This window comes from Enterobacter sp. BIDMC92 (assembly GCF_001030225.1).
GTDB lineage: Bacteria > Pseudomonadota > Gammaproteobacteria > Enterobacterales > Enterobacteriaceae > Enterobacter > Enterobacter sichuanensis.
Genome location: NZ_KQ087598.1, coordinates 2,760,287 through 2,773,552, shown reverse-complemented (window position 1 = coordinate 2,773,552; position 13,266 = coordinate 2,760,287). Strand labels below are relative to the sequence as shown.

At 56.5% G+C, this 13,266-nt stretch carries 14 protein-coding genes and 1 pseudogene; 8 read left to right on the top strand and 7 right to left on the bottom strand.

The window, feature by feature from the left end; translation table 11 throughout:
* Positions 1 to 97 precede the first annotated feature (97 nt).
* From prs to lolB, 3 genes are all read right to left on the bottom strand, one after another.
* Positions 98 to 1,045 carry a ribose-phosphate diphosphokinase gene (prs, locus tag SP99_RS12970; protein ID WP_003856663.1) on the bottom strand — a complete coding sequence of 316 codons (948 nt, stop codon included), beginning with the start codon at positions 1,043 to 1,045 and terminating at the stop codon, positions 98 to 100.
* Between the two features lie 125 nt (positions 1,046 to 1,170).
* Positions 1,171 to 2,040 (bottom strand): 4-(cytidine 5'-diphospho)-2-C-methyl-D-erythritol kinase, encoded by an 870-nt coding sequence (gene ispE, locus SP99_RS12965; protein WP_047958857.1) that lies wholly within the window; start codon positions 2,038 to 2,040, stop codon positions 1,171 to 1,173.
* Positions 2,037 to 2,648: a lipoprotein insertase outer membrane protein LolB gene (lolB, locus tag SP99_RS12960; RefSeq protein ID WP_047958856.1), complete on the bottom strand. Its 612-nt coding sequence runs from the start codon at positions 2,646 to 2,648 to the stop codon at positions 2,037 to 2,039. Before lolB ends, ispE begins: the two co-directional genes overlap by 4 nt.
* 201 nt (positions 2,649 to 2,849) lie before the next feature.
* Between lolB and hemA the strand changes: the two genes are divergently transcribed.
* The 6 genes and pseudogenes from hemA to kdsA all read left to right on the top strand — a co-directional run bounded on the left by hemA (position 2,850) and on the right by kdsA (position 7,894).
* Positions 2,850 to 4,106 carry a glutamyl-tRNA reductase gene (gene hemA, locus SP99_RS12955; protein WP_025756524.1) on the top strand — a complete coding sequence of 419 codons (1,257 nt, stop codon included), beginning with the start codon at positions 2,850 to 2,852 and terminating at the stop codon, positions 4,104 to 4,106.
* Between the two features lie 41 nt (positions 4,107 to 4,147).
* On the top strand, positions 4,148 to 5,230 hold the full coding sequence (gene prfA / locus SP99_RS12950) for a peptide chain release factor 1 (protein WP_025756525.1): 1,083 nt from the start codon (positions 4,148 to 4,150) through the stop codon (positions 5,228 to 5,230).
* Complete coding sequence (gene prmC, locus SP99_RS12945) at positions 5,230 to 6,060, top strand: peptide chain release factor N(5)-glutamine methyltransferase (protein WP_047958855.1); 831 nt, start codon at positions 5,230 to 5,232, stop codon at positions 6,058 to 6,060. Before prfA ends, prmC begins: the two co-directional genes overlap by 1 nt.
* An 8-nt stretch (positions 6,061 to 6,068) precedes the next feature.
* A pseudogene (locus tag SP99_RS25060) lies at positions 6,069 to 6,164 on the top strand (siroheme synthase); the annotation flags it as partial.
* A 29-nt stretch (positions 6,165 to 6,193) separates the two neighbouring features.
* Positions 6,194 to 7,003, top strand: a complete 810-nt coding sequence (sirB1, locus tag SP99_RS12940) for an invasion regulator SirB1 (RefSeq protein WP_047958854.1) — start codon at positions 6,194 to 6,196, stop codon at positions 7,001 to 7,003.
* 36 nt (positions 7,004 to 7,039) lie between these two features.
* The gene (kdsA, locus tag SP99_RS12935; protein WP_025756528.1) at positions 7,040 to 7,894 is read left to right on the top strand and encodes a 3-deoxy-8-phosphooctulonate synthase; all 855 of its coding nucleotides are present in this window, start codon (positions 7,040 to 7,042) and stop codon (positions 7,892 to 7,894) included.
* A gap of 115 nt (positions 7,895 to 8,009) precedes the next feature.
* On the opposite strand, the gene chaA is transcribed toward kdsA, so the two are convergent.
* Positions 8,010 to 9,110 (bottom strand): sodium-potassium/proton antiporter ChaA, encoded by a 1,101-nt coding sequence (chaA, locus tag SP99_RS12930; RefSeq protein ID WP_014832275.1) that lies wholly within the window; start codon positions 9,108 to 9,110, stop codon positions 8,010 to 8,012.
* Between the two features lie 270 nt (positions 9,111 to 9,380).
* Here chaA and chaB point away from each other — a divergent pair, with 270 nt between their 5' ends.
* Complete coding sequence (gene chaB, locus SP99_RS12925; protein WP_025756529.1) at positions 9,381 to 9,611, top strand: putative cation transport regulator ChaB; 231 nt, start codon at positions 9,381 to 9,383, stop codon at positions 9,609 to 9,611.
* A gap of 177 nt (positions 9,612 to 9,788) precedes the next feature.
* Positions 9,789 to 10,484, top strand: a complete 696-nt coding sequence (locus SP99_RS12920; RefSeq protein WP_045286265.1) for a gamma-glutamylcyclotransferase — start codon at positions 9,789 to 9,791, stop codon at positions 10,482 to 10,484.
* A 30-nt stretch (positions 10,485 to 10,514) separates the two neighbouring features.
* Here SP99_RS12920 and SP99_RS12915 read toward each other — a convergent pair whose 3' ends face one another.
* From SP99_RS12915 to SP99_RS12905, 3 genes are all read right to left on the bottom strand, one after another.
* Positions 10,515 to 10,754, bottom strand: coding sequence for a DUF1883 domain-containing protein (locus SP99_RS12915; protein WP_010432930.1), 240 nt, complete (start codon positions 10,752 to 10,754; stop codon positions 10,515 to 10,517).
* Positions 10,755 to 10,965: 211 nt separating this feature from the next.
* Positions 10,966 to 12,750, bottom strand: coding sequence for a methyl-accepting chemotaxis protein (locus tag SP99_RS12910; RefSeq protein WP_047958853.1), 1,785 nt, complete (start codon positions 12,748 to 12,750; stop codon positions 10,966 to 10,968).
* Between the two features lie 106 nt (positions 12,751 to 12,856).
* Positions 12,857 to 13,210, bottom strand: coding sequence for a DsrE/DsrF/TusD sulfur relay family protein (locus SP99_RS12905; protein WP_047958852.1), 354 nt, complete (start codon positions 13,208 to 13,210; stop codon positions 12,857 to 12,859).
* Between the last annotated feature and the right edge of the window lie 56 nt (positions 13,211 to 13,266).

Here is a 13,266-nt window from a genome sequence, read left to right as displayed (position 1 = left end):
TCTGTCATGTGAATGGCAGGTGAAGGAGGCATTAATCATACAAATAAAACCCAGAGACAAAAAAACCCGCCGCAGCGGGTTTTTTGGCCGTGTCCGATTAGTGTTCGAACATTGCAGAGATGGATTCTTCGTTGCTGATACGACGAATCGCTTCGGCCAGCATCCCGGACAGGGTCAGGGTACGCACGTTTGGCAGTGCCTTGATCTCGTCGCTCAGTGGGATGGTATCGCATACCACCACTTCGTCAATAACGGAGTTGCGCAGGTTGTTCACCGCATTACCGGAGAAGATCGGGTGGGTCGCGTAAGCGAACACGCGCTTGGCACCACGCTCTTTCAGCGCTTCAGCAGCTTTACACAGCGTACCGCCGGTATCGATCATGTCGTCAACCAGTACGCAGTCACGGCCAGCCACGTCACCGATGATGTGCATCACCTGAGAAACGTTAGCGCGCGGACGGCGTTTGTCGATGATCGCCATGTCGGTATCGTTCAGCAGCTTAGCGATAGCACGAGCGCGTACCACGCCGCCGATGTCCGGAGAAACCACGATTGGGTTGTCCAGGTTCAGCTGCAGCATGTCTTCCAGCAGAATTGGGCTGCCGAATACGTTATCAACCGGGACGTCGAAGAAGCCCTGGATCTGCTCTGCGTGCAGGTCAACGGTCAGTACGCGGTCAACGCCGACGCTGGACAGGAAGTCAGCGACAACTTTGGCGGTGATTGGCACACGAGCAGAACGAACACGACGGTCCTGACGGGCATAGCCGAAGTAAGGGATTACAGCAGTGATACGGCCTGCTGAAGCACGACGCAGGGCGTCGACCATAACAACCAGTTCCATCAGGTTGTCGTTTGTTGGAGCACAGGTGGACTGGATGATGAAAATATCACCACCGCGTACATTTTCGTTGATTTGTACGCTGACTTCGCCGTCGCTAAAGCGACCTACGGCGGCGTCGCCGAGGGAAGTGTACAGGCGGTTGGCAATACGTTGTGCTAGTTCCGGGGTAGCGTTACCAGCAAAAAGCTTCATATCAGGCACGAGAAGAACCTCAGGCATGCGTCCAGTGGTGGATAGCGTTCGCCGTAAACTGTGCGGGCCAGGCAAAGGCTATCCAGGCGGTGTATTAAAGAGCGCGATGCAACGTCTGGAACAGGGTGACGTTGTCACCGAAACTCAGTCTGCGCCAGAATGGCGTGCTGTAGGGGGGAGGTGTTCATCCCGCGCGCTACAAAACCATGCAGCCAAACCGGCGCTTGCTCAAGCACCTGACGAGCGGCGGATTCGGTGTCAAATTCAGCAAAGACACAGGCCCCTGTACCAGTCAGGCGCGACGGCGCGTATTCTAACAGCCAGGAAAGCACCGCATCAACCTCGCGAAAACGTTTTCTTGCGATATCCTCGCAATCGTTGCTGAATTCACAATTTAATAACGTTTCTATTGACCGCACCGGGGTATTTCTTTTCAGGTCAGGATCTTTAAAGATGACCGGGGTCGGAATGCTCACCCCAGGGTGGGCAATCAGGTACCATTTTTCCGGCGGTTCAACCGGAGAGAGGATCTCACCCACGCCCTCGGCAAACGCCGCATGCCCGCGCACAAACACCGGGACATCCGCGCCCAGCGTCAAACCTAAGGCCGCCAGTTCGTCCTGCGACAGCCCGCAACCCCAGAGATGGTTCAGCGCAACCAGCACGGTGGCAGCGTTAGAGGAGCCTCCGCCCAGCCCGCCGCCCATTGGCAGACGCTTCTCGATACGGATGTCCGCACCGCTACCCGCCGGCAGGCGACCGGATTGCGCCGCGGCGTTCATCAGCAGACGCGCAGCGCGCACAATCAGGTTGTCCTCATGTGCCACGCCGTCGACCGGCGTCAGGAGGCAAATTTGTCCGTCCTGGCGCAGTTCAATGGAGATCGTGTCGCCATAGTCAATAAACTGAAACAGCGTCTGCAGGGTGTGATACCCGTCAGCGCGCTGGCCGGTAATGTATAAAAACAGGTTCAGTTTTGCCGGAGAGGGCCAGTGGGTCATCATTTAACGATCCAGTTATCCATCTTCAGCTTGATGCGCTGGCTGCCCTGAGTCAGCTCCATGTTGGATGGCAGCGCCGGTTTACTCTTACTGTCATAGTCGTTGTACACCACTTTCCAGGTTTTGCCGTTCTGGGTGTAATTGACTTGGCTCAGACGGTATTGATCGTCAAGCGTGTAGTCGGTCGCCTCACCCGGCAGGCCAAGGATCCACTGGCGCAGGCTGTTGAGCGGAATAGGCATTCCCGTCAGTTTGCCAATCATCTCTTCGGCATCGGTCGCGGTGTAGTGCTGGCCTTTGTTATCGGTGATCTGCGCTTCGCCCGGTTTGGCGATAAGCTCAAGTTCGGTACTGCCCAGCGGGTTCAGCAGCAGCAGACGATAGTTGTCCTGGCCGGTCTGCTGCCAGAAGAAGCGCGCATAAACTTTTTGTTCGTCAGAGAGATAAGCGAAGGCGCCGCGGGTCTGGTACTGGCTCAAATTACGGACATCCTGCTGGTGCTGACGCCACTGCGGTGAATCAGGGCTTTTGCCCGGGCCTTTTGGTTGGGTGACGGTACATGCGGTCAGAACCAGTGCCGCCAGCGGCAGCAGGCGAATCAGTCGGGTCATAATGAGGACAAATCCTTGAGATACGTTGCAGTTATAACTGTTAATGCTAGCGTTGATGGTCCCCACCGTCTACGTTCAAATTATCTCAAAGCGTTGTGTAACCTATTACTCCGAAAGGGGGCAGTCCCTTTTATTGATCTCGCGCATCCTGTATGATGCGTTCTGCTAACCTTATTAACGCTGGTACTACTCCCGCTCAACATGACCCTATTAGCACTCGGTATCAACCACAAAACAGCCCCGGTTTCGCTGCGAGAACGCGTTACGTTTTCGCCGGATACGCTTGACCTGGCGCTGGACAGCCTGCTTGCCCAGCCGATGGTGCAGGGTGGCGTGGTGCTCTCGACGTGCAACCGTACCGAGCTCTATTTAAGCGTGGAAGAGCAGGATAACCTGCACGAAGCGTTGATCCGCTGGTTATGCGACTACCACAACCTCAATGAAGACGAGCTGCGCAACAGCCTGTACTGGCATCAGGATAACGATGCCGTCAGCCATCTGATGCGCGTCGCCAGCGGGCTGGATTCGCTGGTGCTGGGCGAGCCGCAAATTCTGGGTCAGGTGAAAAAAGCCTTTGCGGATTCGCAAAAAGGGCATCTGAAGGCCAGCGAGCTGGAGCGCATGTTCCAGAAATCATTCTCCGTGGCAAAGCGTGTGCGAACCGAAACCGACATTGGTGCCAGTGCGGTTTCTGTTGCTTTCGCGGCCTGCACCCTTGCACGCCAAATCTTTGAATCCCTGTCAACCGTCACCGTGATGCTGGTGGGCGCGGGCGAAACCATCGAACTTGTGGCGCGCCATCTGCGCGAGCATAAAGTGAAAAAGATGATTATCGCTAACCGTACCCGCGAACGTGCGCAGGTGCTGGCGGATGAAGTGGGGGCAGAGGTGGTTGCCCTGAGCGACATCGATGAGCGCCTGAAAGAGGCGGATATTATTATCAGCTCGACCGCCAGCCCGCTGCCGATCATCGGTAAAGGGATGGTGGAGCGCGCGCTCAAATCCCGTCGTAATCAGCCGATGCTGCTGGTGGATATCGCCGTTCCGCGCGATGTGGAGCCAGAAGTCGGCAAGCTGGCTAACGCCTACCTTTACAGCGTGGATGACCTGCAAAGCATCATTTCGCATAACCTCGCTCAGCGTAAAGCGGCGGCGGTGCAGGCGGAAACCATTGTCGAGCAGGAAACCAGTGAGTTTATGGCCTGGCTGCGCGCGCAAAGCGTCAGCGAGACCATCCGCGAGTACCGCGGACAGGCGGAGCAGGTGCGTGATGACCTGACTGCCAAAGCGTTAGCGGCTCTTGACCAGGGCGGCGACGCACACGCGATTATGCAGGATCTGGCATGGAAACTGACCAACCGCCTGATCCATGCACCAACCAAATCTCTTCAGCAGGCTGCCCGTGACGGGGATGATGAACGCCTGACTATTCTGCGCAACAGCCTCGGGCTGGAATAGCGCCCTATACCCATTTTCTAAGACAAGGTGCACTTACGCCTATGAAGCCTTCTATCGTCGCTAAACTGGAAGCTCTGCACGAGCGCCATGAAGAAGTCCAGGCGCTGCTCGGCGATGCCGGGACCATTGCGGACCAGGAACGTTTTCGCGCGCTCTCACGTGAATACGCGCAGTTAAGTGATGTTTCTAAATGCTATACCGACTGGCGACAGGTTCAGGAAGATATCGAAACGGCGCAGATGATGCTCGACGATCCTGAAATGCGCGAGATGGCGCAGGAAGAGTTGCAGGATGCGAAAGCGCGTTCTGAAGAGATGGAGCAGCAGCTTCAGGTGCTTCTGCTGCCGAAAGATCCGGACGATGAGCGTAACGCCTTTGTAGAGGTCCGCGCCGGTACCGGCGGTGACGAAGCGGCCCTGTTTGCCGGGGACCTGTTCCGCATGTACAGCCGCTACGCCGAATCACGCCGCTGGCGCGTGGAGATCATGAGCGCCAACGAAGGCGAACACGGTGGCTACAAAGAGGTTATCGCCAAGATCAGCGGCGACGGCGTGTACGGTCGTCTCAAGTTTGAATCTGGCGGTCACCGCGTACAGCGCGTGCCGGCTACCGAATCTCAGGGTCGCATTCATACCTCCGCCTGTACGGTGGCGGTGATGCCGGAGCTGCCGGAAGCGGAACTGCCCGACATCAACCCGGCCGATCTGCGCATCGACACCTTCCGCTCCTCCGGGGCGGGCGGTCAGCACGTTAACACCACCGACTCCGCCATCCGTATTACCCACCTGCCAACCGGCATTGTGGTGGAGTGCCAGGACGAACGTTCCCAGCACAAAAACAAAGCCAAAGCGCTTTCCGTGCTGGGGGCGCGTATTCACGCGGCAGAAATGGCGAAACGCCAGCAGGCGGAAGCGTCAACCCGTCGTAATCTGCTGGGTAGCGGCGATCGCAGTGACCGCAACCGCACCTACAACTTCCCGCAGGGTCGCGTGACGGACCACCGCATTAACCTGACGCTCTACCGTCTGGACGAGGTGATGGAAGGGAAACTGGACATGCTGATTGAGCCAATCGTGCAGGAATACCAGGCCGACCAGCTGGCGGCGCTGTCCGAGCAGGAATAATGGATTTTCAGCACTGGTTACGCCATGCCTCCGGTGAGCTTTCCGGGGGTGAAAGCCCGAAGCGTGATGCCGAAATTTTGCTTGAGTACGTGACGGGCAAAGCTCGCACGTATCTGCTGGCGTTCGGTGAAACCGAACTGACCGCTGATCAGGAAGCGCAGCTCGCCGCGCTGCTTGCCCGCCGTAAAACCGGTGAGCCGGTGGCGCATCTCGTCGGAGAGCGTGAGTTCTGGTCGTTACCCTTGTTCGTCTCTGCGGCGACGCTGATCCCGCGTCCTGACACCGAGTGTCTGGTGGAGCAGGCGCTGGTGCGTTTACCCGCAGAGGCCTGCCGCATTCTCGATCTGGGTACGGGGACCGGGGCCATCGCCCTGGCGCTGGCCAGCGAACGGCCCGATTGCGCGGTCACGGCGGTGGATGTGATGCCCGACGCGGTGGCGCTGGCGCAGCGTAACGTGGAACGTCTTGGTCTGGCTAACGTGACCGTGCTGCAAAGCAGCTGGTTTAGCGCGCTGGAGAAGCAGACATTCGGGATGATTGTCAGTAACCCGCCCTATATCGACGAGCATGACCCGCACCTCTCGCAGGGGGATGTGCGCTTCGAACCGCTGTCGGCGCTGGTTGCCGCCAGGGAGGGATTAGCCGATCTCGATCACATTGTGACAACGTCACGACAGCATTTACTCCCTGGTGGCTGGCTGCTGGTGGAGCATGGCTGGACGCAGGGGGACGCCGTGCGGGCGCTGTTTACACAGGCAGGCTACATGGCGGTTGAAACCTGCCGCGACTACGGCGGAAACGAGCGTCTGACGCTGGGGCAATGGGCATGAAGCCTGGCTATCTGCCATTTACTGATAAAGGCGCAGGGCTGACTGAAAAGCCGTTTGGCGTTATCATTGACATCGTTTTGGGTTTTATCGCGTCTGGACGTCGTTGTACGCGCAGTCGTTACTGGGGTAAGTCATGAGGTCCTTAGCCGATTTCGAATTTAATAAAGTGCCGCTCTGCGATGGCATGATCCTGATTTCGGAGATGATTCGCGACGATTTTACGTCGCAGTATGTCTACGATGAGCTGGAGAGTCTGGTCAGCCTGGCGCGCGAAGAGATCAATCAGGCGCGTCCGCAGGACTGGCAGCTGGAGAAGCTGCTTGAGCTTTTCTACGGCGAATGGGGTTTCTGCGACACGCGGGGCGTGCATCGCCTGTCTGACGCATTATGGCTGGACCAGGTGTTAAAAAATCGTCAGGGCAGTGCGGTCGCGCTGGGCTCTATTTTGCTGTGGATCGCGCACCGTCTGGATATTCCACTGGTGCCGGTCATTTTCCCGACGCAGATGATCCTGCGTGCCGAGTGGCTGGACGGTGAGATGTGGCTGATTAATCCGTTTAACGGCGACACGCTGGACGAGCATACGCTGGACGTCTGGCTGAAAGGCAATATCAGCCCGGTGGCAGAGCTCTTTAATGAAGATCTCGACGAAGCCGACAACGCCGAAGTTATCCGTAAACTGCTGGATACGCTGAAATCGGCGCTGATGGAAGAGCGTCAGATGGAGCTGGCCCTGCGTGCCAGCGAAGTGTTGCTGCAGTTTAATCCGGAAGATCCGTACGAAATTCGCGACCGCGGGCTTATTTATGCCCAGCTCGACTGCGAGCACGTGGCGCTGAATGATTTAAGCTATTTCGTCGAGCAATGTCCTGAAGATCCGATCAGCGAAATGATTCGGGCGCAGATCAACGCGATCTCGCACAAACAAATTACACTGCATTAATCTTAATTCCGATTCACACCTGAATAAGGCGATCCTATGAAACAAAAAGTGGTTAGCATTGGTGATATCAACGTGGCAAACGACCTGCCGTTCGTGCTGTTTGGCGGTATGAACGTGCTGGAATCCCGCGATCTCGCCATGCGCATCTGCGAGCACTACGTGACCGTGACCCAGAAGCTGGGCATCCCGTACGTGTTTAAGGCCTCTTTTGACAAAGCCAACCGCTCCTCAATTCGCTCTTACCGTGGCCCGGGCCTGGAAGAGGGGATGAAAATTTTCCAGGAGCTGAAACAGACGTTTGGCGTGAAAGTGATCACCGACGTGCATGAAGCTTCTCAGGCGCAGCCAGTGGCTGACGTGGTAGATGTGATCCAGCTTCCGGCGTTTCTGGCTCGCCAGACTGACCTGGTGGAAGCGATGGCGAAAACCGGTGCGGTCATTAACGTGAAAAAACCGCAGTTCGTGAGCCCGGGCCAGATGGGCAACATCGTCGATAAATTTATCGAAGGTGGCAACGACAAAGTTATCCTGTGCGACCGTGGCGCTAACTTCGGCTACGACAACCTGGTGGTGGACATGCTGGGCTTCAGCGTGATGAAGAACGTCTCTAACCAGTCGCCGGTGATCTTCGACGTAACCCACGCGCTGCAGTGCCGTGACCCGTTTGGCGCGGCGTCAGGTGGCCGTCGTGCGCAGGTGACCGAGCTGGCGCGTGCCGGGATGGCGACCGGCCTGGCGGGTCTGTTCATTGAAGCGCACCCGGATCCTGATAACGCGAAATGCGACGGTCCTTCCGCGCTGCCGCTGGATAAACTGGAGCCGTTCCTGAAGCAGATCAAAGCGATTGACGATCTGGTGAAAAGCTTCGACGAGCTGGATACCAGCAAATAATAAAAAAACCCGCTTCGGCGGGTTTTTTTATGGGGCATATTGCCGGGTGGCGCTGCGCTTACCCGGCCTACAGAACCCGTAGGCCCTGCAAGCGAAGCGCCGCTGGGCAAAAAGGCTACGCAAAAATCGTCATCAGATACGCAACAAACAAAGCCATATGCGCTGCCCCGTTCAGCACATTGGTGCGTCCGGTGGAGAACGAAATCTGGCACAGCAGCAATGATGCCACCATCACAATCATCTCCGGCGCGCCCAGCGCAAACTGCAGTTCGTTGCCGGTCATAAAGGCAATCAGCGTCACTACCGGTACGGTGAGTGAAATGGTTGCCAGTACCGAGCCGAAGAACAGGTTCATCGCGCGCTGCACCTGATTGTTCAGCACCGCTTTCAGCGCCCCCAGCCCTTCAGGGGACAGAATCAACAGCGCCACCAGGAAACCGGTAAACGCCACTGGCGCGTTCAGCTCGGTCAGCAGTGTCTCCAGCGGGTTGGCATTCATCTTGGTGACGGCAATCACCGCAATCAGATGTACGATCAGCCAAACCGTATGCCACGCGCTGCTGTGGGCCGACGGCTTGCCGTGGTGCGGGTCATCGTCGTCGCTGTCATCTTCATGCTCATACACAAACAGGCTCTGGTGCGTTTTGGTCTGAATCAGCAGAAACACGCCGTACATGGCTGCGGAAATGAGCGCGACCAACAACGCCTGACCGGTAGAAAAATTGGCGCCCGGCAGCGCCATCGGAAAGACCAGCACAATAATCGCCAGCGGGAAGAGCGCAATCAAATACTGTTTAATGCCGAACAGGTTCATATACTGGGTCGCGAATTTGCGTCCGCCCAGTAACAGAGAGAAGCCCACCAGACCACCCGTGACAATCATGATGATCGAATAGAGCGTGTCGCGCATCAGCGTCGGCGCGGCGTCACCGGTCGCCATGAGTGCGGAAATCAGACTGACTTCAAGAATAACTACGGAAAGGCTGAGAATTAACGATCCGTAAGGCTCACCCAGACGGTGGGCTAATACGTCCGCATGGCGAACGACGCTAAATGCGCTGGTTAAGATACCGACCAGGGCCAGAATATTGATACCAACCACCACTGGCAGTGACTGACTGCTTCCCCAGAAGAGCAGCACAGCCAGTGCCAGAACCGGGAAAATGAGTGACGTCTCCTTGTGGCGGGTCTTCACCGCCTCGTGTGCTGCTGTCATGTGCTTCTCCATCAATGCAGGTGCTTGTCATTATAGATAGATTTTTGAGGCCGTTAAATTAACAGTTCTCTGTTAAATACCCTTTATTTTTTACTCAAATTTACCCTTTGTGATGATATTTCATCATGATGCGCATAATGCGTTATCTTTATTTTATATGCCTTAAATAACAGTCGATTATCATTATAATTTACGCATAAATTATTCCTGACTGGCACCATGGCGTATCGTCGTCCACACTTATCTCTTTAAGCAAAAGAGAGGTTAGTGATGCCCTATAAAACGAAACGCGAATTACCGGATAACGTACAAAACGTACTCCCTGAACACGCGCAGGAGATCTACAAAGAGGCGTTTAACAGCGCCTGGGATCAATACAAAGATAAGGACGATCGGCGGGATGATGCCAGCCGTGAAGAGACGGCGCACAAAGTCGCCTGGGCCGCAGTCAAACATGATTATGAGAAAGGAGACGATGATAAATGGCATAAAAAGAAATAGCCGTGAAACCATTCGCTGCCTTCATTTTGACTTTTCAGGCGGTTGAACTGCTGTTGTATTGCAACGGGTCCGCTAATTGCTTATCGTTATTTTACCGCTGGTAAAATGACCAGCACAGAATGCCGGGAAGGCGAATTACAGATGTCGCAAGGAAGCATGCAGTGGCGGAGGTGTAAAGTGTTAACGCGTGATTTCTTAATGAAGGCAGATTGTAAGACGGCATTTGGTGCTATTGAGGAATCGCTTCTCTGGTCAGCTGAACAACGTGCGGCGTCACTCGCTGCCACGCTTGCCTGCCGCCCGGATGATGGCCCGGTATGGATTTTTGGCTACGGTTCACTGATGTGGAACCCGGCTCTGGAATTTGTCGAATCGGCGACGGGTACGCTCCCCGGATGGCATCGCGCATTTTGCCTGCGATTAACCGCCGGACGCGGCAGCGCGTGTCAGCCGGGACGCATGCTTGCACTGAAAGAGGGCGGCCGCACCACGGGAGTGGCCTATCGTCTTCCGGATGCCACGCTGGAAGAGGAGCTGACGCTGCTCTGGAAGCGTGAGATGATCACCGGCTGTTATATGCCGAGCTGGTGCAAGCTGGACCTCGACGACGGACGCACCGTCAATGCGCTGGTCTTTATTATGGATCCGCGTCATCCGCTGTACGAAGCGGACACCCGCACGCAGGTGATTGCGCCGTTAATTGCCGCCGCCAGCGGGCCGCTGGGCACCAACGCGCAGTATCTCTTCTCCCTCGATCAGGAACTGACCCGCCTCGGCATGAAGGACGATTGTCTGAATGAGCTGGTGGTGAAGGTGAAGGCGCTGCTGGAAGGAAACGCGGTCAACAGCACGCTGCGACCGGGCTTTGCCTGATAATACGCCCGGCTTGCCGGGCGTGTGACGTTATGCTGCCACGTAGCTGACGGAATGCTCCAGTGACTGACTGTGGCTGTCGATCAGCACATCCCATGTGCCGGTATAGGGCACGGTAAGCCAGGCTTTGTCATCCTGCACGGTCAGAATATCCGCCTGGGACTGTTTCTGTGCCTTTGAACTCATCAGATGAATACGACAGCGCTCTGAGCAGCGCACCACGACCGTATCCCCGCCAAACAGTTTCAAACTTGTTTTTACCAGTGCCATTTTTTACCCCGTAGTCTTAAACAACGCTCTCCCTGCAGCCATATCCGAGCGTGATGTTGTTCACAATTCACTCATGGCATAACACCAAAGGGGAGGGGGTGGGATGCTGATTTTGATCAAAAAATGGCATAACGATTAAACAAAAATGACAATATTCCTCAAAATGTCAGCTGGCGCGCGTTTTAGCCGCTAAACGCGCGCCGGATTAACATTAAATGCGGAAATGGCCGGCGGTTTCAGCAAGGTCGCCCGCCTGGCTCTGCAGGGCGCCAGCCGCGGCGGCAGATTGCACGACCAGTTCGGCGTTCTGCTGCACCATGCGGTCGAGATGGGTTACCGCGTGGTTAATCTCGTGAATACCTTTCATCTGCTCGCTGGTGGCGATGGAGATTTCGCGCATAATGCCGGAGACGCTGCCGATGCTGGAGCGGATCTCATCCATGCTTTCCCCGGCCAGATGTACGTAGCGAGAGCCGGTCGCCACGCTGTCGGTGGTGGAATCAATCAGTGATTTAATCTCCTTCGCCGCCTGGGCGCTGCGGCTGGCCAGGTTGCGCACTTCACCCGCCACCACGGCAAACCCGCGACCCTGCTCGCCGGCGCGGGCCGCTTCGACGGATGCGTTCAGCGCCAGAATGTTGGTCTGGAAAGCAATACCGTCAATCACGCTGGTGATATCGCCAATTTTGGCCGACGCCACTTCGATGGACTGCATGGTGCTGATCGCCTGCGATACCACCTCGCCGCCTCGGGCCGCGGCCGCTGAAGCCTTGCTCGCCTGGTCGTTCGCTTCCGCCGCCGACTCATTTGACTGGGTCACGGAGGCGGTGATCTGCTCCACGGCGCTGGCCGTCTCGCGCAGACTGGATGCCGCCTGCTCGGTACGTCCGGAAAGATCCTGGTTACCGGCGGCAATCTCCTGCGCGGCATTTTTCACCGACTCGCTGGCATCACGGAGTTGCACCATCACCACCGCGAGCTTATCGCTGAAGGCGTTAAAGGCCTGGGCGATCTGCGCGACTTCGTCCTCGCCGGCGTCCGGCAGGCGCTGCGACAGATCGTTGGTGCCGTTGGCAATGTTGTGCATCGCGTCGCGAATGTCAGACAGACGTTTCAGCAGACGGGCAATCAGGAAATGGACAATGGCCGCGCTCAGCAGCGCCAGGATCACCAGCGAAATCGCCGATGCTTTAAGCAGGGAACGCATGCCGGAGGTGGCGTCACCGTTGTCGAGGGCGACCACTAACAGCCAGTTGGTGCCCGGCACGGCGGTCGCCACGAAGGTTTTCTCGACGTCATTCAGGGTTCCGTCGACCAGATTGCCGCTTTTCAGTGCGGCAAAATCGATGCCTTTGATGGTCTCAGCAAACGGTTTGAGCGTCAGAGCCGGATCGTTAGCCGCAATCACGCTGCCATCGCTGTTAAGAAGTAACCCGCTGCTGGCCGGGGTAGGATGGATCCCGCGCACGTTCGCCACCACGCTGTCCATGGCCACATCACCCGCCACGACCGCTTTCAGGGCGCCATTTTCTTTCACCGGCACGGCGAAGGTCACCACCAGTTTCCCGGTTCCGGCGTCGACATACGGCGCAGTCACAACCGGACCGTCGGTGCTGACCACCTGCTGATACCAAGGGCGAATGGTCGGATCATAATCCGCAGGTACACCGGCAGGCTCGGAGAATTTTGCCGTTTTGCTGGCGTAGCCCACATAGACGTTGGTGAACCCACCCGCCTGGGCAAGCTGTTTAAACACCGGAACCGGATCGTCACTCAGCGCCACGCTCCGGGCGGAGGCGATCACGGTCATCTTGCTTTTGACCCAGTCGGCAATCGCCATATTATGGCTGGCGCTGGTGCTGGTCAGGATATCGCGCTGGGACTGCTGGTTATCCTGGCGCGTGACCTGGAAGTTGATAACCGTATTGAGGAGAAGGGCGACGACCAGGCAGCCTGTCGTCGCGGCAATAATGCGAGCACGAATCGATCTGAACATAAGTGAAATACCTGCTGTGTTGTTTCCATGCCTATCGGCAACCCAGCAGGTAAACTTGATGCTGAAACCGCGTCCATAAGAAAAAAATATTTTTACGGGTTTATTATTAAAAAGTTAATACTTTATCAGCGGTCAGAGTCCACTCGGCCAGTTCAACCAGGGTGCCAATCTCCACGCCGTCAATCAGCGGCAGGCCGGTGATGCCCCGCCCGTCGGTGCAGGTTTTGCACAGTTTCACCGGCACATTTTGCGCGGTCAGGATCTCCAGCATCTGCTGAATGTTATACCCCTCTGCGGGTCTCTGCCCCTTCAGACCTGCAGTGACCGCATCCGACATTAAAAAGAGTCGCAACGCCAGGTCGCTCTCCTTTTCGCGCAGCGCAATGGCCAGACGCAGGCTGTTAAAAAGGGATTCGCTGCCGTAGGCCGCACCGTTGGCGACAATCACAATCTTTTGCATGTTGACTCCTGTTCTTATAAAGGCACGAATATTGCTTAACTTTCACGGGTTTCGCT

Excerpts from the sequence above, each read along its gene's own strand:
- ispE (WP_047958857.1), bottom strand. The coding sequence starts at position 2,040 with ATGATGACCCACTGGCCCTCTCCGGCAAAACTGAACCTGTTTTTATAC.
- lolB (WP_047958856.1), bottom strand. The coding sequence starts at position 2,648 with ATGACCCGACTGATTCGCCTGCTGCCGCTGGCGGCACTGGTTCTGACC.
- hemA (WP_025756524.1), top strand. The coding sequence starts at position 2,850 with ATGACCCTATTAGCACTCGGTATCAACCACAAAACAGCCCCGGTTTCG.
- prfA (WP_025756525.1), top strand. The coding sequence starts at position 4,148 with ATGAAGCCTTCTATCGTCGCTAAACTGGAAGCTCTGCACGAGCGCCAT.
- prmC (WP_047958855.1), top strand. The coding sequence starts at position 5,230 with ATGGATTTTCAGCACTGGTTACGCCATGCCTCCGGTGAGCTTTCCGGG.
- sirB1 (WP_047958854.1), top strand. The coding sequence starts at position 6,194 with ATGAGGTCCTTAGCCGATTTCGAATTTAATAAAGTGCCGCTCTGCGAT.
- kdsA (WP_025756528.1), top strand. The coding sequence starts at position 7,040 with ATGAAACAAAAAGTGGTTAGCATTGGTGATATCAACGTGGCAAACGAC.
- chaA (WP_014832275.1), bottom strand. The coding sequence starts at position 9,110 with ATGACAGCAGCACACGAGGCGGTGAAGACCCGCCACAAGGAGACGTCA.
- chaB (WP_025756529.1), top strand. The coding sequence starts at position 9,381 with ATGCCCTATAAAACGAAACGCGAATTACCGGATAACGTACAAAACGTA.
- SP99_RS12915 (WP_010432930.1), bottom strand. The coding sequence starts at position 10,754 with ATGGCACTGGTAAAAACAAGTTTGAAACTGTTTGGCGGGGATACGGTC.
- SP99_RS12910 (WP_047958853.1), bottom strand. The coding sequence starts at position 12,750 with ATGTTCAGATCGATTCGTGCTCGCATTATTGCCGCGACGACAGGCTGC.
- SP99_RS12905 (WP_047958852.1), bottom strand. The coding sequence starts at position 13,210 with ATGCAAAAGATTGTGATTGTCGCCAACGGTGCGGCCTACGGCAGCGAA.